The organism is Bdellovibrio sp. HCB274, from assembly GCF_047306075.1.
Classification (GTDB): Bacteria; Bdellovibrionota; Bdellovibrionia; order Bdellovibrionales; family Bdellovibrionaceae; genus Bdellovibrio.
In genome coordinates, this window is sequence record NZ_CP178623.1 from 2,962,876 (window position 1) to 2,984,065 (window position 21,190).

Annotated in this window: 15 protein-coding genes, 2 tRNA genes and 3 rRNA genes; 2 read left to right on the forward strand and 18 right to left on the reverse strand. The window is 47.5% G+C overall.

The window, feature by feature from the left end; translation table 11 throughout:
• Window positions 1-23: 23 nt before the first annotated feature.
• From rrf to ACLWNV_RS14375, 6 genes are all read right to left on the reverse strand, one after another.
• Window positions 24-140 (reverse strand): 5S ribosomal RNA (gene rrf, locus ACLWNV_RS14350).
• Window positions 141-393: 253 nt separating this feature from the next.
• Window positions 394-3,334: ribosomal RNA gene (locus tag ACLWNV_RS14355) — 23S ribosomal RNA — on the reverse strand.
• Between the two features lie 122 nt (window positions 3,335-3,456).
• Window positions 3,457-3,533, reverse strand: a tRNA-Ile gene (locus ACLWNV_RS14360).
• 155 nt (window positions 3,534-3,688) lie between these two features.
• Window positions 3,689-5,202, reverse strand: a 16S ribosomal RNA gene (locus tag ACLWNV_RS14365).
• The 16S, 23S and 5S rRNA genes sit together here with 2 tRNA genes alongside, the layout of an rRNA operon.
• Window positions 5,203-5,457: 255 nt before the next feature.
• Window positions 5,458-5,533, reverse strand: a tRNA-Ala gene (locus ACLWNV_RS14370).
• A gap of 154 nt (window positions 5,534-5,687) precedes the next feature.
• Entirely contained in the window at window positions 5,688-6,203 is a 516-nt protein-coding gene (locus ACLWNV_RS14375) for a hypothetical protein (RefSeq protein WP_413585135.1), read from the reverse strand.
• 310 nt (window positions 6,204-6,513) lie between these two features.
• On the opposite strand from ACLWNV_RS14375, the gene ACLWNV_RS14380 reads away from it, so the two are divergent.
• Entirely contained in the window at window positions 6,514-6,819 is a 306-nt protein-coding gene (locus tag ACLWNV_RS14380) for a cupin domain-containing protein (protein ID WP_413585136.1), read from the forward strand.
• Between the two features lie 364 nt (window positions 6,820-7,183).
• On the opposite strand, the gene ACLWNV_RS14385 is transcribed toward ACLWNV_RS14380, so the two are convergent.
• Window positions 7,184-8,503: a replication-associated recombination protein A gene (locus ACLWNV_RS14385; RefSeq protein WP_413585137.1), complete on the reverse strand. Its 1,320-nt coding sequence runs from the start codon at window positions 8,501-8,503 to the stop codon at window positions 7,184-7,186.
• 54 nt (window positions 8,504-8,557) lie between these two features.
• On the opposite strand from ACLWNV_RS14385, the gene ACLWNV_RS14390 reads away from it, so the two are divergent.
• Complete coding sequence (locus ACLWNV_RS14390) at window positions 8,558-8,806, forward strand: hypothetical protein (protein ID WP_413585138.1); 249 nt, start codon at window positions 8,558-8,560, stop codon at window positions 8,804-8,806.
• Between the two features lie 62 nt (window positions 8,807-8,868).
• Here ACLWNV_RS14390 and ACLWNV_RS14395 read toward each other — a convergent pair whose 3' ends face one another.
• The 11 genes from ACLWNV_RS14395 to carB all read right to left on the reverse strand — a co-directional run bounded on the left by ACLWNV_RS14395 (window position 8,869) and on the right by carB (window position 21,146).
• Entirely contained in the window at window positions 8,869-9,441 is a 573-nt protein-coding gene (locus tag ACLWNV_RS14395; protein ID WP_413585139.1) for a hypothetical protein, read from the reverse strand.
• 14 nt (window positions 9,442-9,455) lie between these two features.
• Entirely contained in the window at window positions 9,456-11,633 is a 2,178-nt protein-coding gene (gene pilQ / locus ACLWNV_RS14400) for a type IV pilus secretin PilQ (RefSeq protein WP_413585140.1), read from the reverse strand.
• Window positions 11,634-11,653: 20 nt separating this feature from the next.
• Window positions 11,654-12,385: a pilus assembly protein PilP gene (locus ACLWNV_RS14405; RefSeq protein ID WP_413585141.1), complete on the reverse strand. Its 732-nt coding sequence runs from the start codon at window positions 12,383-12,385 to the stop codon at window positions 11,654-11,656.
• On the reverse strand, window positions 12,382-12,972 hold the full coding sequence (pilO, locus tag ACLWNV_RS14410; protein WP_413585142.1) for a type 4a pilus biogenesis protein PilO: 591 nt from the start codon (window positions 12,970-12,972) through the stop codon (window positions 12,382-12,384). The genes ACLWNV_RS14405 and pilO overlap by 4 nt, the downstream gene beginning before the upstream one ends.
• On the reverse strand, window positions 12,969-13,577 hold the full coding sequence (locus ACLWNV_RS14415; RefSeq protein WP_413585143.1) for a PilN domain-containing protein: 609 nt from the start codon (window positions 13,575-13,577) through the stop codon (window positions 12,969-12,971). Before ACLWNV_RS14415 ends, pilO begins: the two co-directional genes overlap by 4 nt.
• Window positions 13,574-14,629 carry a type IV pilus assembly protein PilM gene (pilM, locus tag ACLWNV_RS14420; protein WP_413585144.1) on the reverse strand — a complete coding sequence of 352 codons (1,056 nt, stop codon included), beginning with the start codon at window positions 14,627-14,629 and terminating at the stop codon, window positions 13,574-13,576. Before pilM ends, ACLWNV_RS14415 begins: the two co-directional genes overlap by 4 nt.
• A gap of 128 nt (window positions 14,630-14,757) precedes the next feature.
• Complete coding sequence (locus ACLWNV_RS14425; RefSeq protein WP_413585145.1) at window positions 14,758-15,549, reverse strand: prepilin peptidase; 792 nt, start codon at window positions 15,547-15,549, stop codon at window positions 14,758-14,760.
• On the reverse strand, window positions 15,542-16,312 hold the full coding sequence (locus ACLWNV_RS14430) for an ABC transporter permease (protein WP_413585146.1): 771 nt from the start codon (window positions 16,310-16,312) through the stop codon (window positions 15,542-15,544). The genes ACLWNV_RS14425 and ACLWNV_RS14430 overlap by 8 nt, the downstream gene beginning before the upstream one ends.
• Entirely contained in the window at window positions 16,305-17,048 is a 744-nt protein-coding gene (locus ACLWNV_RS14435) for an ABC transporter ATP-binding protein (protein ID WP_413585147.1), read from the reverse strand. Before ACLWNV_RS14435 ends, ACLWNV_RS14430 begins: the two co-directional genes overlap by 8 nt.
• Before the next feature lie 7 nt (window positions 17,049-17,055).
• The gene (gene phnD, locus ACLWNV_RS14440) at window positions 17,056-17,955 is read right to left on the reverse strand and encodes a phosphate/phosphite/phosphonate ABC transporter substrate-binding protein (protein WP_413585148.1); all 900 of its coding nucleotides are present in this window, start codon (window positions 17,953-17,955) and stop codon (window positions 17,056-17,058) included.
• A complete protein-coding gene (carB, locus tag ACLWNV_RS14445) occupies window positions 17,952-21,146 on the reverse strand; it encodes a carbamoyl-phosphate synthase large subunit (protein ID WP_413585149.1) in 3,195 nt (1,064 codons plus the stop codon). Before carB ends, phnD begins: the two co-directional genes overlap by 4 nt.
• Window positions 21,147-21,190: the final 44 nt, after the last annotated feature.

The window sequence follows — 21,190 nt, forward strand, 5'->3', positions numbered from 1 at the left end:
AGACCGGGTTCGAGTAAAAAAAGAGCTGGCGTCGTGCTACTCTCCCACATGGTCGCCCATGCAATACCATCGCCGCAAGAGGACTTAACTTCTGAGTTCGGAATGGGATCAGGTGTGGCCCCTCTGCTATAAACACCAGCAAAGCGTTTATTAAAACAAAGATGAAGTACGTTTATACTTCGTCGTTCTTCTTTGCAACTTACTTCCAATACAAATGGAGAAGTTACTTTCTATTTCAGACAACTGAATGATTGATTTAATTGATTTTTAGCGAGTCGTTGTTAGTTCCAAGTTTTAACTCTCTTACTTATTCAGAGAGCTAGTCTCTCGTTCCCAATGAAGGGAAGTCTTAGAGACGAAATCTTCGTAACTTAAAAGTTAGAAGAATGTTTTTTAAAAAAGCCTCACGACCTATTAGTACGGATCAGCTGAATACATTACTGTACTTACACCTTCCGCCTATCAACCTCGTAGTCTCCGAGGAGTCTTTAGGGGGCCGAAGCCCCAGTGAGATCTTATCTTGTAGTCTGCTTCCCGCTTAGATGCTTTCAGCGGTTATCAGTTCCGAACATAGCTACCCTGCATTGCTCTTGGCAGAACAACAGGAACACCAGAGGTTCGTCCATCCCGGTCCTCTCGTACTAAGGACAGGTCTACTCAAATCTCATACGCCCACAGAAGATAAGGACCAAACTGTCTCACGACGTTCTGAACCCAGCTCGCGTACCACTTTAATTAGCGAACAGCTAAACCCTTGGGACCTGCTCCAGCCCCAGGATGTGATGAGCCGACATCGAGGTGCCAAACTCCATCGTCGATATGGACTCTTGGATGGAATAAGCCTGTTATCCCCGGAGTACCTTTTATCCGTTGAGCGATGGCCCTTCCACGCGGGACCACCGGATCACTTTGGCCTGCTTTCGCACCTGCTCGACTTGTAGGTCTCGCAGTCAAGCCCCCTTATGCCAATGCACTCGACGCCTGGTTTCCAATCAGGCTGAGGGGACCATCGCGCGCCTCCGTTACTTTTTGGGAGGCGACCGCCCCAGTCAAACTGCCCACCAGACAGTGTCCCTCTGCTCGTAAAGAGCAGCAGGTTAGATTTCAAAGGTGCCAAGGGTGGTATTTCAAGGTTGACTCCACAAGGGCTAGCGCCCCTGCTTCAAAGTCTCCCACCTATCCTACACATGCCAACTCTAAAATCACTGCCAAGCTACAGTAAAGGTTCACGGGGTCTTTCCGTCTTTCTGCGGGTACTCGGCATTTTCACCGAGAATTCAATTTCGCGAGGCATTTGGTCGAGACACCGGAGAAGTCGTTACGCCATTCGTGCAGGTCGGAACTTACCCGACAAGGAATTTCGCTACCTTAGGACCGTTATAGTTACGGCCGCCGTTTACTGGGGCTTCGATTCTCAGCTTCGCTTGCGCTAACTAATCCTCTTAACCTTCCAGCACCGGGCAGGCGTCAGTATGTATACTTCGTCTTGAGACTTTGCACATACCTGTGTTTTTGATAAACAGTCGCTACTCCCATTTCTCTGCGACCCGAAAAAGCTTGGGGAGTAAATCCTTACACTCTCGCGGGCACACCTTTTCCCGAAGTTACGGTGTTAAGTTGCCGAGTTCCTTGACCAAAATTCACCCCATCGCCTTAGGATATTCACCCCACTCACCTGAGTCGGTTTACGGTACGAGCTAACAAATCTAAATTTACGAAACTTTTCTTGGATACATGGCTTTTCTCACTTCCGGATCAAAGATCCTCGCATTCACGCCTCAGTGTTATGTGCCGCGGATTTGCCTACGACACCACCTACACGCTTACACCTCAATCCAATAAGAGGCTGAGATAGCCTATACCGTCATTCCTTAAACACAATTTGCTAGGTAACGGAATATTAACCGTTTTGCCATCGATTACGCCACTTGGCCTCATCTTAGGACTCGACTAACCCTGGGAAGATTATCTTTACCCAGGAATCCTTGAGTTTTCGGCGCCCGGGTTTTTCACCCGAGTTCAACGCTACTTATGTCAGCATGATCACTTCTAGTTCGTCCAGCTGTCCTACCGGTCAACCTTCATCCTACGCTAGAACGCTCCCCTACCACTAAAATATAAAATATCTTAATCCAAAGCTTCGGTAACACGCTTAGCCCCGTTGTATCTTCCGCGCAGAGTCACTAGACTAGTGAGCTATTACGCTTTCTTTAAAGGATTGCTGCTTCTAAGCCAACCTCCTAGTTGTCAAAGTAACTCCACAACGTTCTCCACTGAGCGTGCATTTAGGGACCTTAGCTGTTGGTCTGGGCTCTTTCCCTCTCGACGCATGACCTTATCACCCTGCGTCTGCCTGCTGAGGAACATATCTGTGGCATTCGGAGTTTATTTGGGTTTGGTAATCCGGTAAAGACCCCTAGCCCATTCAGTGCTCTACCTCCACGATACTTTTTACTCAACGCTATACCTAAATATATTTCGGGGAGAACCAGCTATCACCCAGTTTGATTGGCCTTTCACCCCTAATCACAGATCATCAAAAGAGTTTTCAACCTCAACTTGTTCGGTCCTCCACGAGGTGTTACCCTCGCTTCAACCTGTCCATGATTAGATCACCGGGTTTCGGGTCTATGCCTGCAAACTAAACGCCCTATTCAGACTCGCTTTCGCTACGACTACACCTTCAACGGCTTAATCTCGCTTGCAAACATAACTCGCTGACTCATTATGCAAAAGGTACGCTATCACCCACGTAAGGGGCTCTAACTGCTTGTAAGCTTACGGTTTCAGTTTCTATTTCACTCCCCTCTCGGGGTTCTTTTCACCTTTCCCTCACGGTACTTGTTCACTATCGGTCACTAAGGAATATTTAGCCTTATGAGGTGGTCCTCACAGATTCCCACAAAATTTCACGTGTTTTGTGGTACTCGGGATGCCGCTAGAGCCATTGAGCATTTCGAACACGGGGCTATCACCCTATCTTGCCAGACTTTCCAGACTGTTGTTCTATACTCTCCGGTCCCATATCGCGGTCCCACGACCCCTCTTTCAAATAAATGAAAAAGGTTTAGGCTGTTCCCCGTTCGCTCGCCACTACTGGGGGAATCTCGGAATTGATTTCTCTTCCTGAGGGTACTGAGATGTTTCACTTCCCCTCGTTCGCTTCAGACACCTATGTATTCAGTGAATGATATCATAAAATGATGAGTTTCCTCATTCGGAAATCTCCGGGTCAAAGTGTGTGTGCCACTACCCGAAGCTTATCGCAGCTTACCACGTCCTTCATCGCTTCTTAGTGCCAAGGCATCCACCGTAAGCCCTTTGTAGCTTTAAAAAATGGAACTAACCTCGCTAAAAATCAACTAAATCAATCTATTCAATTGTCAAAGAACGAAAATCGTTCAAGCGCGAAACTTCTTATTCACCTCTAACAGACCAACTCAATTTGTTGAAAGTTGGTGGGCCAGGGAAGACTCGAACTTCCGACCCCACGCTTATCAAGCGTGTGCTCTAACCAACTGAGCTACTGGCCCATGTTAGATGCGTATAAGAGTTTTCACTCTTTCAAAACTAAACAGCTAGAAAAGATTTTTGGGACTCACGCTATCTCGGGAAGAGAAGCGTTGACCTAAGATTGTGATTGCTTTTTTCAAGACAAGCTTGAAATGCCGATCACCATAATCCTTAGAAAGGAGGTGATCCAGCCGCAGGTTCCCCTACGGCTACCTTGTTACGACTTCACCCCAATCATCGACCATACCTTGGGCGCCTGCCTCCTTGCGGTTAGCGCAGCGACTTCTGGTACAACCAACTTTCATGGTGTGACGGGCGGTGTGTACAAGGCCCGGGAACGTATTCACCGCGGCATTCTGATCCGCGATTACTAGCGATTCCAACTTCATGGTCTCGAGTTGCAGAGACCAATCTGAACTTAGATAGCTTTTCTCCGATTAGCTCCATCTCGCGACTTCGCTTCAGTTTGTGACTACCATTGTAGCACGTGTGTAGCCCTAGGCATAAGGGCCATGAGGACTTGACGTCATCCCCACCTTCCTCCGGTTTAACACCGGCAGTCCATCTAGAGTGCCCAACTGAATGCTGGCAACTAAATGCAGGGGTTGCGCTCGTTGCGGGACTTAACCCAACATCTCACGACACGAGCTGACGACAGCCATGCAGCACCTGTGTACCGGCCCTTGCGGGCTACGGCGTTTCCGCCAATATTCCAGTACATGTCAAGCCTAGGTAAGGTTCTTCGCGTTGCATCGAATTAAACCACATGCTCCACCGCTTGTGCGGGCCCCCGTCAATTTCTTTGAGTTTTAATCTTGCGACCGTACTCCCCAGGCGGGATACTTAACGCGTTAGCTTCGTCACTGAAGGGGTCAATACCTCCAACAACAAGTATCCATCGTTTATAGCGTGGACTACCAGGGTATCTAATCCTGTTTGATCCCCACGCTTTCGGGTCTGAGTGTCAGTGTCTAGCCAGATAGCCGCCTTCGCCACCGGTATTCCTCTTGATATCTACGTATTTTACCACTACACCAAGAATTCTACTATCCTCTCTAGCACTCAAGCTACGCAGTATCAAATGCACTTCTGGGGTTGAGCCCCAGGCTTTCACACCTGACTTACATAGCCACCTGCACCCGCTTTACGCCCAATGATTCCGAACAACGCTAGGATCCCTCGTCTTACCGCGGCTGCTGGCACGAAGTTAGCCGATCCTTTCTTACAGGGTACATTCATTGTGTTATTCCCCTGCGACAGAGCTTTACGACCCGAAGGCCTTCATCACTCACGCGGCGTCGCTGCATCAGAGTTTCCTCCATTGTGCAATATTCCCTACTGCTGCCTCCCGTAGGAGTCTGGACCGTGTCTCAGTTCCAGTGTGACTGATCATCCTCTCAGACCAGTTAAAGATCGTCGCCTTGGTGAGCCATTACCTCACCAACTAGCTAATCTTACGCGGACTCATCTTAGAGCGAAAAACCTTTGACCTCGAGAGCCGCAGCTCCTGTGGTCTTATGCGGTATTAGCTAATCTTTCGACTAGTTATCCCCCACTCTAAGGCAGATTATCCACGCGTTACTCACCCGTGCGCCACTAGTACTCACCCGAAAGCTTTCCCCGTTCGACTTGCATGTATTAGGCACGCCGCCAGCGTTTGTTCTGAGCCAGAATCAAACTCTCCAGTTTAAATTCTGAATCTTGCAAACTACTAGCTTACGCTTGTTGTTTGTTCGAATATTTTTTGAAATTGTGAATACTGATTACTCAGTATTCTAAGAGCCCAAAAATCTATTTCTTCTAGCTATTCAGTTTTCAAAGAGCGAAACTTAAAATTCACTGCCTTTCAGCAGCGCGAGGAACAGATATTACTCTGTATTTTGTCCCCGTCAACAATCTTTTTTATTTTTTTATCGAATCGACAAAAGTCCTAAAAAAGTAATTTGGTGGAGGTAACAGGGATCGAACCTGCGACCTTCTGAATGCAAATCAGACGCTCTCCCAGCTGAGCTATACCCCCGCAAAGTGGGACTGGTTTTCGCTCAGACCCCGAAAAAGGTCAATAGCTTTTTTTCGAAAATTTAATGGGCATCGTTTTTCTGCCTAATAAATAAACGAGGCTGGGGCCTCGTTTATTCGAAAAAACATATTTAACTGTTTGTATTTATTGATTTTTAAGCAGAAGCTTTAAATTTAGACGCAAGAAGTCGGTTTAACCACTTACGTTCTGCAGCTAAATCGAAGCCGACCTTTTCGCCACCGCTAATAATAGCCAAATAAACCTTCTTTAGGATCTCTGTTTCTGTATCGTTGCCGTTATCAGCACCCAAAGACTCTTCAATTGCTTCAAAAACACTGACCAAGTCAGGAGTTGTAACAACTTTTGGGATTCTGGACATATCCAGCCCCAGAGTTTCGATAGGCTTAAAGCCGATCAACGTTTCAGTTAACAAAATCTTAGCGCCATTCTTGAAGTTCACCTGCAAGAAAGCTTTACCTTCAGAGTCTGCTCTGTGCAGGACTTCGTTGATATCCTGAGAGCTGAAAGTAAATAATTTACCGTCTAGATCCTGGCGCAATTGCACTCTGCCAGTATCATTCATTTTCGCGCGAAGCCCCTTTGAGGAATCGACAAAATTCAAGATGTGATCAAGTTCCGCGTGTGTCGACTTTGATTTAGAATTGCTCAAAATACCCTCCCCGAACTGGGCCTTTCTTTACCATAAAGGTATCGACATCCTAGGGGTGGACTTAACGTTGTTTTTTTATTTATGAAGAAACCAGTCTCTTATCCTGTAGCAAATTGATTTTCACAGCAGAAACGTGTTTCAAGGCGAGTCAATCGCGGCGTGACTTGTAACTCATGTTCCGATTTGAGATAGTTATGAAAGAACTCAGGCAGATAATCGGGTCCAAAGGGCACATAAACTTTCACGAAATTTAGCACACATTAACACGCTAAATATTCTTATCTGAACTGGGAAATGAAAGAGGCAAACAATGATTATCACACGCTGGCAAGCACCACTCGTACCAAACAAATCCCAAGTGCACATGATCCTGGAATCCGAAGGCCTGGAGCCGTACGACGAAGTCTACGCTCCACAAACCAAAATCCCAGAACACAGACATCCCTTCGCAGAAGTAAGAATCATCGTAGCCGGCGAAATGCTATTCAACATCTCCGGCAACCAATTCGTACTTCGCCCGGGCGACAGAGTAGAAATCCCAGCCAACACCAAACACACCCACACCTCGCAAGGCAATCAAGAATGCCTCTGCGTATGCGCCCACAGAGCCATATAGAAAATAGAAAATCGACAATCGAAAATAGACGTAAGAAAGGGACCCAAAAGGTCCCTTCTTTTATTTTTGTAGCGACAAAAAAAAGAGCCCCAACATTCCACCCAAGATCTTCCCCTTCCTAAAAAGAAGGGGCCAAAGGCCCTTTCTTCTTTTTAGTCCCCGTAAAAAAACGAAACGAGTAGAGGCCGTTCGACTCAGCTGCGGGCCTCGGGGTATGCATGTGCAGCGACCTCCGTGGGCGCCACGATGGCGCGCACCCGTCCGCCGTAGCAAAGCGAAGGAGGGCGGGCCACGGTGAGCCCGGAAGGCGTGTCGCGGATACAAGCATACCCCGAGGCCCGCAGCTGAGGCGAAGGGCCGAAGACTAAGACTCTTTGTTTTCGGAGCGGCGTTGCTTCATCCAGGCGAGGTACTCACGAATGTTCTTCTCAAACCCATGACTAGTAGGTTCATAAATTTTTTCGCCCTTGAGTTCATCAGGCAGATAACTTTGTTCAGTCCAACCAGTAGGATAATCATGCGGATATTTATAATCCCGTCCATACCCCAACTCTTTGGACAAAGCTGTTTTGGAAGATCTTAAGTGTAACGGAACCGGAACAGTCTTCGTTGTCTCAACGAGAGCGCGAGCTTTGTGAAGAGCCATGTAAGATGCGTTTGATTTCGGGCACGACGCTAAATAGGTCGCCACTTGGGAAAGAGTGATGGCGCCTTCAGGCATACCGATCGCTTCGACGGCTTGTAGGCCCGCGATAGCCACGGAAATAGCGCGCGGATCGGCGTTACTGATGTCTTCAGATGCCAGGATGATCAGACGACGGGCGATGAACACAGGGTCTTCCCCGCCGTCCAGCATGCGCGCCAGATAATAAACTGCTGCATCTGGATCGCTGCCACGGATACTTTTGATGAATGCAGAAATGACGTCGTAGTGCATTTCTGAATTCTTGTCGTAGCCGATAGGGTTTTGCTGAAGCAGCTCGCGCATATCGTTGGTTGATAGCGGAGCTTCCTCGCCGTCTTTCATAAAGCTGTACAGGATTTCGAGACTGTTGATCAGACGACGGGCGTCTCCGTCTGAAAACTGCAATAAGTTTTCGATGGCTTCGGGTTGTAGAACTTGAGTCAGAGGCTTTGCGTACTGTTCTTCGGCACGCTTTACTATGTGTTGGAGATTCGCCTCGCTAAGTCGTTCGAAGACCACCACGCGGCAGCGGCTTAAAAGAGCCCGGTTTAGTTCGTAGCTGGGGTTTTCAGTGGTTGCGCCGACCAATACCAGATCGCCTTTTTCCACGAAAGGCAGAAGGACATCCTGCTGACCTTTGTTGAAACGATGGATCTCGTCCACGAAAAGTATGGTTTTTTGTTGATATTGAAGACGACGATCACGGCCCGCTTCGCCGATTTCCCTCAAAGCTTTGGTCCCCGCCTCTGTGGCATTGATATTTTCAAAGTGGGCTTTGAAATGTTGGCTAAGAGCCAAAGCAAAAGTCGTTTTGCCGGTGCCCGGAGGGCCCCAGATTATGAGACTTGGCAAGTAGCCTTTGCGAAGCATTTGTCCCAGCTTAGACTGTACTCCAATGGTCCTTTCCTGCCCGATGATTTCATCCAGATTTTTTGGACGAAGGATTTCGGACAAGGGAGAGGTCGATAGAGATGCCGAGGAAGCGGAAAAAAGATCCATGGGAATTCCTATAAAACATTTAAGGGCCGAAATCACGCAGCTAAGGAGCAATTTATGAATAAGCGCGTCTACTTGATAATTTTACTCATTTTAGCAGGATTGGGCGGGTTTGCCGCGTCGGCTGGAAGTAAAACAAAGGCCTCTTCTACATTTACTGATGGGTCCACAGCAGAGCTGGTGGAAATTGTGAGCGACCGTGGCGTGGTCAGTCAGATCATCCAAATTAAAGACGCTACTGGGGCTATTTGCTATTCAGTTAGCAATGTGGCTAACCAAGCGCCGGGTGTTTCATGCGTTAAATAACAAAAAAGCTGCGGCTTTTGGAGCTGCAGCTTATTTGCTTTTTATTCTTAAATGTTCGAAAATTAAAACTGCGTGCCGTAAGTGAAGTAGGTCGTCGACACAAAGCCCTCTTGAACTTCTGGATCATTTGGATCTGCTTGGTATCCGTAGATCTTAATAGTTCCACTCGCTGTAAAATTAGCGATATCTATGCTGATACCTCCGCACTTAATTGGACAGTCAGTGATGGCAGCCGAATCGGCTGTACCTGCGGGAATCATCGAAATCTTATTAGTGGCACTCCACCAAGTTGCTTTTAATGCCGCTAGATTTTCATCCGCGAAGTCGCACACGAGTGCGGATCCGTTCGGAGGAGTATACATAACTTTGATTAAAGTAATGTAGGTATCCATGGCTTTATTCGCGACCTGGAAGCTGACCGTTGGAATTGAAAAATACGCTTCAGAAACGTCTTTTTCAGGAGTGGTGCTATTTGCGAGTGCCGTCTTATTTGAAAAACAAGAGATTCCCTTAGATGGCACCGTCCATTTGATATTTGAAGAAACAGAAACCTGAACAGCCGTTCCTTCTCCGCCTGAGCAGGAAGTGAGACTTGCGAAAGCTAATGTTATTAACGCCAGTTTGACGATTTTCATTTTCTCCCCCGCTGTTATTCTGTTGCGCTGTTCGGCCCAACTGCTGGAGTAGTCACTCGCGGAGTCAGGAATACCAAAAGCTCTCTTTTATCCTTGGTCTTGTTCTGCATTTTGAACAAGTTGCCAAGCACTGGGATCTCGCGGAACCAAGGCACTCCAACTTCTGCTTCCGTTGCATCGCTGGAGTAGATACCGCCGATAACCGCCGTTTGCCCGTTCTTAACCAAAACACGGGTGTCCGCTTCACGACTGTCCGTCGAGAAGGAGCCGTCTTTTTGAACGGCACCCTGAGTTTGGCGAGCAATCTTCACCTTCATCATAACAGATCCGTCGACAGTTACCTGAGGAGTTACGTCTAAACGCAGGGCCAACGGCTTGAATTGATACGTTTCTTGCTGTGAATTTCCTGTAATAGTCACCTGCTTGACCGGTACCTCTGTCGTCTGACTAATGTATGCTGTCTCATTTGACATAGTCAGGATTCTTGGTGAGGAAAGCGTCTTAACTTTGTCCTCTGTTTCGGATAAGGCCAGGGCTGCGGAGATACTTCCGAAGATATCCAACGTTCCTACGTCCACAGAGAAGTTGAAGTTCCCTGTTTGCGTATTTGTCGGGTTGATGTTGAATCTTGGGTTCATCGTCACAGGTCCACGCTGAGTGTTCCCCAGATTGATGGACTGACCCGATACGTTCCAGCTAACACCCACCTGACGTTGAAAACGCTCGGAGGCTTCAACGATTTTACCTTCAATCAACACTTGAGGCGGCTGAGTATCAAGACTGCGGATTAGTTTTGCCGCACGTTCAAGATTTTCAGCGATATCCGTCACTACCAAAGAACTTGTACGAGGGTCGCCGACAACTTTGCCACGCTCACCGATAAAGTCTTTTAGTTTCTTTTCAAGATCATCAACTTTTGCGTAGCTGATCGAGAACATACGAACTTTAAGTGGTTCAAGATTCTTACGAGCCAAAGCCAGTTTATTGGCGTCATCTTCTTCAGAACGCAAATCCACCAGTGGAGCAATTCTTAGTACGTTGCCTTGACGAGTGTAACCAAGTTTACGTGCTCTCATCAAAACCACTAGCGCCTGATCCCAAGGAACCTGACGAAGTTTTAAGCTGACGTTACCGCGAACTTCTTCAGCGATGACCATATTCACGCCACTTTCCTCTGTGATCAGATTAAGAGCGTCGCGGATATCCATGTTGCTGGTTTCGATCGAGATTTTTTTACCGTAGAACTGAGTGTTGCCAGTCAGGAATTCCGTCAAATTCTGATTTGGAAGAATTTTGCCTTCAACGCCGTCAACTTCCATGTCTGCACCCGCAGAACCGGAAGCAACATTTGAAGTTGCGGTACCAGCTGCGACGATCAATAAAGAATTACCTTCGTTTTGAACTGCAGGCTCGGAAACACCGTCACGCAGTTGAATAACAAAACGAGCCGTTGTAGAACCCGGATTTTGGTAAGCATCAATTGCGCCCACTGCTCCACGGATGTCTTTTGTATTTAATGAACGTTTCAAACGATCCGGAAGAATCGCATTTTCAACTTCGACGATATACTGATGCAAATCAGGATTTGAACGAGTTGTAAAATTCAATGGACGATTTGCCTGAACAACAACCGTACCGCCGTTTTCATTGGATTTAAATTGCAAATCCGTGATCGTAGCTGGTCTTGATTGCGGAGCCGCCTCAGGAACCGATACTGTTTCTTGTGCAATTTCAGGTTCTGGTGCAGGTGCAGCAGGTTGTTCTGGCATATCTGCAATTTCAGGCTCTGCTGGAGGAGCCATATCTTCAATAGGCGGCATTTCAACAGGACCTGCATCGGCCTGAGCCGGTGCTTGTTCTGCTGGAGCCTGTTGAGGAGCATCGCCTTCAGCCATATTGAACTCGTCCTCAAGGTTTCCACCTTGTTGAGCTTGCTGCGCTGGCTGAGCTGCCGCATCTTCATTTTCAAAATCAGCAAATTCGTCAGTGCTGCCAGAATCTGCAGGAGCCGCAGCTGGTTCACTTTCGGCAAATGATTCTTCACCACCAGAGTCATCCAGACTTAGCTCAGCGTTAGCTGAAGAATCCAGGCCTTCATCCAATGAAAGATCATCCTGTGCCGGGCGACTTGCACACGAGGTAAGCGATGCAATCAATGCAGCGACGATCATTAATCTAATGAATCCGTTCATTAGTACCTCCCTTAAAGAGATTATTTTTTAAACTCCATGATGCGAGATTCTTTAACAGGTTTATCTTCATCGTAACGTGTTTCGATGACGACAACCTCGCCTTCACGGATAGCCGAAATATATCCATCTTTTCGGCCCATTTTTGAATTCTTAACCACAGTGAAAACACCACCATCTGGATCGCGAATCATCGCCCGTGGAGTTTTCACATCCCACAGGATACCGATAATCTGCAATCTGTCCAAATCCCAACGCTGCAATGGTTCCAGCTGATCTGTTGGAATTTCCTTACGGGAAATTTTGATAATACGGAATGGTTTAAATGGATCACGCTTGCCATTTGGATCATAGGCATAGCTGTCCTTCGACAGCATGTCAGAGATCGAAGGCGCAGCAGGAGCCGTAACGGCATCACCCATTTGCATCGGTTCCTGTTGCGGGAAATCACCTGGATTAGGAGGTGGAATTGCCGGCGGAGCCGCTTGTACATTTTCCGGTGGTGCAGGAGCTGGAGGAGGCGGAGCTCCTGCAGGCTGACCCTGATTGATTTCATTCATAAACTCTGGCGGCAAATCCCCATTGTTCGGCCCGCCCGCTGGTGGCGCTGCCGGAGGTGCTGGAGGAAGTTCCGCTGCTGGCGGCTGCTCCTGAGAATACGCCGGAGACATGAACCTGGCACTGACAGCGAATGCCAGCCAAAGCCCTAATGCGGCAACTATAATGTAAGACATCATCCATCTTACTGATTTCACTGCGCCGTCCCCGTTTTCTCTTTTTCAGGTGCAAGTTTATAACCCACAACCTGGCCTTCAAATTTCAACCGCTTCGTTGGATCTGCATCCGACTGTTCTGAGATTACAATATTCTTTACGCGCGCCATACGCTCGGATGAAGACACGAGGTTCACAAACTGCGCCAATTGGGCGTAGCTGCCCTCAAGTGTCACGTCCACAGGTACTTCTTCCACGACTTCACGCTTGATGTTGTCGGTGGGCTTTTTGATTTTCACACTGACACCTGCTCCGCGCGCGAATCCATCAATAGCTTTATTTATGTCAATTGAGAACAAAACAGTCGGAAGACGACGTGAAATTTCCTGGTACTGCTGACTTAAGCGTCCCAGCTTTTCACGCATTTCATTCACCTGCTTCAAAGTCGCATCGGTGTCTTTTTTCTTCGCTTCCTGTTCCTGGACCTGTTGTTGGACTCCGGCAATTTGGGCCTCCAACGCAGATCCATCATCGTACAAAGTAAAATAGAAAACGGCGCACAGTAAGATGCCCAGTCCGAATGCTTTTCCGTAGGTATATGTGGCTAAAGTTTCGAAGAATTTATTCATGGTGATCTCTCCAAAACCGCGCTGATCTCAAATTTCTTTAAGATCATACCTTCCACTGTCACCTCGGTTGAGCTGACCAGATTCACGTCCATCAGGAACACACTCTTCGTCAATGCCTCCAGGAACTGGGACACTTCAAAATCACTCAGTCCCAAGCCCTGCACATTCATTTTTTCCGGATTCAAATTAATCTGTGTCAGCCACGCCTTTTCAGGAATTACCTGCTGCAAAAGATCCATCACGCGAATTTCGCGATAGCGGTCTCTGGAGATTTTATCCAAAGCGGAAATCCTTGCCTCGATAACGGCTTCGTCCTCTTTGAACTTCTTGATCTCGGCCACGGAGGCTGCCTGTTTGGCATTGTAGTCTTCAAGCTCGCGCAGATTTGCCTGCAAAGAGCTTAATCGAGCCTGCAACTGAGGAATATGTTGTTCCTGATAAGCATAAAGACCAATCACAGGAATCAAAGCGACAACCAGTCGCTTTATGGCTTCCTTGCGGGTTTCATCGGAGATTAAAACGTCACCAACTTCACCGTCGCCGAACTGTGCACCGAGTGCGGCGTTTGTTCCAACTTGTGAGGAGGCAAGATTAATTTTAATCATGTGCCGTCACCCTCCTGGCGCAATGCCAAGCCGGTTACAACACCTGCAAAATTGCTAATCTGCGCCAGATACTCTGGAGAGAATTTTTTCGGATTGGCTTTGATCTTGGCAAACGGATTGAATGGCTCCATCGGAATGCCGGTCACACGGGTAATTGTCTCCACCAGACCTGAAGTCTGCGAACTGCCACCCGTGTAGAAACAACGATTCAAAGTTAGTCCATTTGTAGTGGCGCTTAAGAAATCCAAGCTGCTGCGAATCTCTTCGGTAACGGCTTCGTTGGTTGCACTGATCACACTGTGAACATCATCAGGAACGTCACGACGGGATACGGCGCTCAGCTTAAGTGCTTCCGCCTCGCCCACAGTCACACCCATGGCTTTGTGAATTTCATTGGTGTAGTTAGCGCCGCCCACTGGAATATCACGACAGAAGATAATTTCGCCGTACTGAAGCACCACGAAATTTGTGATGGAAGCACCGAAATTCAAAAGCCCCACAACTTCGCCTGTGAACTTTCCGTAGTTCACTTCAAAGGAATTCGCCAGCGCAAAACCACTGACATCCAGGATTGAACATTTCAGGGCGCTGAATTCGATCACTTGCGTGTACTGAGTGACCAGCTCGTTTTGAGCGGCAATCAATAAAATATCCATTGTATCCGGAGATACGCTGGTTGGAAGAATATGGTGAGCGAGGCTGATATTGTTGATATCAAACGGAATGTACTGTTCGGCCTCAAAGCGAATCTGGTCTTTCACCAGTTTTTTATCCATCTTGGGAATTGTGATTTTCTTAACGATAACCGCAGTTCCCCACATAGCTGTGGCGATGTTTTTTCTTTTTGATTTAACTTCGTTAATCAGATTTTGAATCGCGATTCCGACTGAGGCGATATCGACAATTTCACCACCGGAAACGGAGTTGGGTGGAGTTGGCACGATACCAAAGGAAAGCAGCTGGGCTCCCTTTCCACTCACGTCCATTTCGGCTAATTTAATGGAACTCGTACCGATGTCGAGTCCGATTACTTTTTTAGATTTAAAAAACATTCTTTAGCTGCTTCCCCAGTTGAACCACTTCGATGTCTTTTTAAAGACTTACGTCCTTCAGACGCAAGTCTAACATAGTAAATTATTTCTGGTCGGGAATAGAATGTCAAACCGGGGGTCTAGCAGGTTTACCTTAATCCCGGAAGAAAAAGGTCCAGGTACCACAATGCTATCGTCTGGCCGCCGAACAAATACAAGATAGCACCCAAGGCCAGGTAAGGTCCGAATGGAATCACGGTCTTTAGTCCTGCTTTTTGTTTTCTGGCGGCGACGATACCGACAACACTTCCGATAATGGCTGATGACATAATCACGAAAGGGATTGCCTGCCAGCCGACGATGGCGCCGATCCAGGCAAGAAGTTTGATGTCTCCCCCGCCCATGCCTTCCTGTTTGGTGAAGATCCAATATAGGTAAGCCATGCCCCACAGAAAACCACCGCCCATCAATACACCAAAAAGAGCATCCAGGAATTCACGTTGAGGGTTTAATGCCGCCCCGACCAAACCAATTACGATTCCGGAAAGAGTGAACTCATCCGGCAAAATCATATGATCCAGGTCGATGAAGGTGCAAACGACCAAACCAAAAACGAACAGCAGGTACTCAATGAGTGACCAGGAGATGCCAGCATAGTGATAGCAAAGGGCAAAAAGCACACCCATGATGATTTCAACTAGGGGATATCGGAAGGAAAACTTGGCACCGCACTTGCGACATTTTCCGCGTAAAATAAACCAGCTGAAAATAGGAATATTGTCGTACCAGGCAATCTGATTTTTACAACCATAGCAATAGCTACGTGGCTTCACGACACTTTCTTCCCGCGGCAGGCGATAGATGATCACGTTTCCGAAGCTGCCAAACAAAGCACCGAATACAAAGAACGCGATATAATAGAAAGAATCTAAGCTAGACAATGTCTTTTCTCCTGAAACAGAAGTTGGTCAACAACACGAAAATCACAAACCAACCCGTCATATGCGCTGTCATCCACAGAACATCTTTGGCAGGAAGTCCTTCCTGCAGATAATACGCTGACTTCCAATTCATACGGTAAAGGTTTGGAACGATCCAATGCAGGATCTCGACGATTTGAGTGAATAAAGCTTCTTTGCTTTTAGAGGCGAAAAATGCCAGATCGCCCAGCCAATGCCCCAGCAGGAACAAAACGATTCCCGCGCAGAGTGCCAGCACCGGGCGAACCACAAGGCTAAACCACATGACAAATGCCAGAATTACGGAGCTTTCAAACCACAGGCTTAAACAGATTTCGGCAAAGCCTTTTAACTGCGAAGGTGTCGTCCAGATTCCCAGTAACACCGACAGAATCAGCGCCAGGATAATCAGCAAAATAGTGTTCAAAGCCAGTACTCCAAACAATTTTCCCAAAATAAACTGATTACGCGAAACCGGTCGCGATAAAATCAACAGGCAGGTTTGCTTTTCGACTTCCTTGGCGATGATGTAAGAGCCGGAGAAAAGCGAAATTCCCAATAGAGCCAATTGCACTCCAAGAAAACCGAAATCTGCCATGATTTTCATCTGTTCGGCAAAGGAAAGTGCGCCCAAAAGAAAGCTTAAAGCAATCATCAGGACAGCAATCACAATCACCACGAAAAAGATTTTCTCGCGCAACATTTCCCGTAAAGTTGTTTTTGCCAGAGTCCAAACCTTAGACATTGCCAGCCTCGCGATTCTTTTGAACCTGGAACGCTTTTTCCAGACTTTGGAATTCCGCCATAAACTGAGTCAGGGCCCCTTCGTAAAGAATTTTTCCTTTATTTACGACGACCAGGCGGGAACAAAGCTCTTCCATATCCTGCAGCAAGTGACTACTGAAAAAAAGAGTGACTCCGCGCTTTTGTTCTTCGCGAAGGATGTCCTTCACCAGAGCACGGCCATCGGGATCCAGGCCAGACATGGGCTCATCTAAAATCAATAAATCAGGGCGAGTCAAAATAGCCTGGGCGATCCCCGCTCTTTGCAGCATTCCTTTGGAATACGTGCGCAAACGACGATCGCGGGCATCAAACAAATCCACTTTTTTTAAAGCTTCGTGGGCGCGTTCGATAAAATCTTTTTGAGTCAGGCCGTAGCAAAGGTTCCAATGCAAGCGAAGGAACTCCATGCCCGTTAAAAACTCATAGAGATAAGGGCGCTCCGGAAGGTAGCCGATGCGGGTTTTGGATTCACTGCTAAGCGGGCTGCCAAAGAAATCAATTCGTCCGCTGTCAGGACGAATGAAATCGAAAATACATTTGATTGTTGTGGTTTTTCCGGCCCCGTTGCTGCCCACGAATCCCGTGGTCTCGCCCTCGGGCAAATGAAATGAAACGTCCTGCAATACATGGCGATCTTTTTCGAAAAGGCCGCCTTTGAAAGTCTTATTTAGCTTTTCAACAAGTAGTACTGACATTGATGCATTAAGGTTTTAGCTCAATATTCAAAGCTTTCACCATCTCCCTAACAGGATCATACTGTTTAGAAGTGGCAGGCATCAAGTCACGAGAACCCAAAATTTCAGAATAAGTGTTTTTATCCGCTGTTTGTTCCAGAATTTCGATCAATGCGAACATCATATCGTGGGTGACTTTGGGATATTCGTCGTAAAAATCCTGGCGTACACAGAACGGATCGTTTGGAATGGGCTGGCTCATCCAGATGACCCGGTACTTCTTTTTGGCGTCAGCAAACTTAACCCAAGCGCCTTGTTTGCCTTTTTCGTCATCACTAAATACCGCGGCTGCATCGACTTCATTGGACTCAAGAGCCTTAATCGACGCCTGGTGATTTCCGGTGAATTGAATTTTTAAATCTTTGTCTTCCAAACCATGTTTGCGAATTTCAACCTTAGGATACAGGTATCCGGACGACGATTGCTCGTCGACAAATGCCACTTTCTTACCTTTAAGATCTTTGACGGTTTTTATTTTTGAGTTCGCGGGAACGATAATCGCGGAGTAGTAGTACGGCTCCTGCCACACTTTTTTCAAAAGTACTTTGGCTTGCGCCTGCTTTTCGGCAAATACGTACGTGGAGGAGGAGAAAAAGGCGAAATCCACCTTTTTATTTTTCATCGCCTCAACCAGGCCGGCGTAGCTTTTTGAAATATACATCGTCACGGGAATTTGCAAACGGGTTTGCAATTCCCGAGCAAGAGCGACCCCCTGCTCAGTTTCTTTTTTGGGATCACCACCGGGAATCATCCCGATCGTCAATTGCTTGGGTGTTTTATCCGCAGCAAAAACTGTCGTGCCAGCAACTGTGGTAGCGACCAGGGCCGCCACCGCCACTTTTCCCAAAAAACGTGAAAATGAAATCAAAAGACCTCCATCGAAGGTAACGCTTCGACTGATGATGACTCATTTCGCGTATTTTTTAAAGCAAGAACGAAGGCTTCGGCAGCGTCGCTTTCAGTAAGACATGGAATATTATAGTCTGTGCAAGCTCGACGAATGTCGAAGCTGGCTTCGATCGCACGGCGACCCGAAGTCGTATTGATTACAAACGCCACTTCCCCCGAACGGATTTTATCCACGCAGTGCGGGCGGCCTTCATCGACTTTTCTGAGGGATAAACAGTTAACACCCTTTTCATTAAAGAAAGCAGCAGTTCCCGTTGTTGCGGAAACTCCGTATCCCATTCTTTGCAGTTCGCGAACCAAAGGCAGCATGGCCTCCTTATCTTTATCACGCAAAGAGAAGAACACCTGACCGGTTTTTGGAAGTCTTATGTTACTTGAAAGAAACGCTTTGCAAAGAGCTTCGGAATAATCTTTACCGCGCCCCATGCTTTCGCCCGTTGATTTCATCTCAGGCCCCAAAATGGAGTCTGATTCAGGGAACTTTTTAAATGGAAACACGACACCTTTTACTGAAACGGTATTGGTGTTTCTCCATTTTAGTTTTGAAAGCTGCAGCTCGCTGGCTTTTTTACCCAACATTGCCGCCACCCCCAGGTCAATCAACGGAATTCCTGTCGCTTTTGCCACGAATGGAACCGAGCGAGAACTGCGGGGGTTGGCTTCAAGCATGTACACGATGTCGTTCTTAACTGCTAATTGCAGATTCAAGTGACCGATCACTCCAATACGATTTGCCAACTGAATACTAAGCTGTTCAATGCGATCACAGGTTTCATTTTTCAAACGATGTGGAGGCAATACCCCCATGGAATCGCCCGAGTGAACTCCGGCAGCTTCGATATGCTCGACCACGCCGCCCACAAGTGTCCAGTCAACTCCGCGCACCAGATCGACGTCCACTTCAAGGGCACCAGCCAGAAATTGATCCATCATGCAGGGCTTATCCGCTGAGATATAATCACCGTGACGTTGGAAGTAGGAAATCAATTCATCGCGATTTTCGATCACTTCCATGCGACGCCCACCCAGGACATAACTTGGACGGCAGATCATCGGGTATCCGACATTTTTTTCGCTGGCCAGCGCCTCTTCCAATGAACCCGCCATCGCCGAGTTTGGAATTTCAAAATTAAGTTCTTTGCAGATCTTCGTGAAGAGGCCTCGGTCTTCGGCCAAATCAATCGTCTGAAGCGAAGACCCCATCAGCTGATATCCAGCTGCCACAAGATCTGGAGCAATGTTGATCGGCGTCTGTCCACCCAATTGTGCAACGAATCCGAAAGGCTTCATAAAGCGCATGATTTCGATCAAGCTTTCTGAAGTCAGTGGCTCGAAGAACAGAACATCAGAGGTGTCGTAATCTGTCGAAACAGTTTCAGGATTTGAATTCACCATGATGACTTTTTTGCCGTTCTTGCGGAATGCTTTCACACCACGAACACAGCTGTAGTCGAATTCAATGCCCTGCCCGATTCGATTCGGGCCACTGCCGATAACCACGACTGCATCTTTGGCATCCACCACAGCGGATTCGAGAGCCCAGTAACTAGAATAGAAGTAAGGCGTGGAAGACTCGAACTCCCCGGCGCAAGTGTCCACCTGAGAGTATTTTGGAAACATCTGGTGTTTTTCACGCAAGGTCTGAATGTACTTTGCATTCTGACCCAGCAAACTTGCCAAACGTGCATCCGTAAATCCTTTACGTTTAGCTGCCAGCAGCAAGTCAGTATTGGATTCGTTAAACTCAGTTTTAAATTTGGATTCAAACTTAACCAAGCCCTCAACCTGTTCAAGGAAGTACGGAATAATTCCAGTCAGGTCCTGAATTTCGGCGACAGTTTTTCCATCACGGAAAGCCTGGAAAAGATGGTAGATGCGCTGGCTGTTTGGATATGAAACCTTGCCCGTCTCCAAAACGACTTCGGGAATCGCCTGGGGATTTGCTTCCAGACTGGCCAATGCTTTCATCATGGATTCCTGCAGGGTGCGCCCGATCCCCATGACTTCACCGACACTTTTCATTTGTGTGGTCAAAGAGTCTTTGGAGCCTTGGAATTTCTCGAAGGCGAAACGAGGAATTTTAGTTACCACGTAATCTAGTGCCGGCTCATAACAAGATGGTGTCACCTGGGTAATATCGTTTTTTAGTTCTTCAAGACTATAACCAATGGATAACAGTGCCGCGATTTTCGCAATCGGGAAGCCCGTTGCCTTACTTGCCAGTGCGGAAGAGCGGCTGACTCGCGGATTCATTTCGATCACCACACGCTCGTGCGTGGTCGGATGAACTGCAAACTGAATATTTGCGCCACCCGTTTGAATGCCGACTTCATTGATGATCTTGCAGGCCTCGTCACGCATGGCCTGATACTGACGATCACTAAGAGTTTGCTGAGGAGCAACTGTGATGCTGTCCCCGGTGTGAACACCGCAAGGATCAAAGTTTTCAATTGAGCAAACCACGACGAAGGAACCTTTGTAGTCACGCATAACTTCAAGTTCGTATTCCTTCCAGCCCAGAATGCTTTCTTCGACCAAAACTTCGGAGGTAGGGCTTTCATGTAGAGCACCGACCAGCATGTTTTGATATTCTTCGGGAGAATACGCGATACCGCCACCGCCACCACCCAATGTGTAATTTGGACGAAGGATCAACGGATATCCCAAATCGTCTGCAACCTGAAGACCGTGCTCGAAGGTGCGAACCAAATGGCTTTTCGGATAACGCGCGCCAATCTTATCCAGAAGGCCGCGGAAAATCTCGCGATCCTCTCCGGCTTTGATTACTTGAGGAGTCGCACCCAGAAGTTGCACTTTATACTTTTGCAAGATGCCTTTCCCGTGCAGATCCAGCGCCAGATTCAGAGCCGTCTGTCCCCCTAAAGTAGGAATAACCGCATCGGGCATTTCTTTGGCGATGATTTTTTCCAGGTAATCGACTTTTAACGGTTCCACATACACTCGCGTGGCGATTTCGGGATCAGTCATGATAGTCGCAGGATTGGAATTCACCAGAATGACTTCAAGGCCCTCCTTCATCAGCGCTTTACAGGCCTGAGTACCGGAGTAATCAAACTCACAGGCTTGTCCAATCACAATCGGTCCGGATCCAATAATCAAAACCTTCTTAATGTCGGACTTACGTGGCACTCATTCCCCCTTGCAAAAAACTAATGTCAAAACCTAAGCAAAAA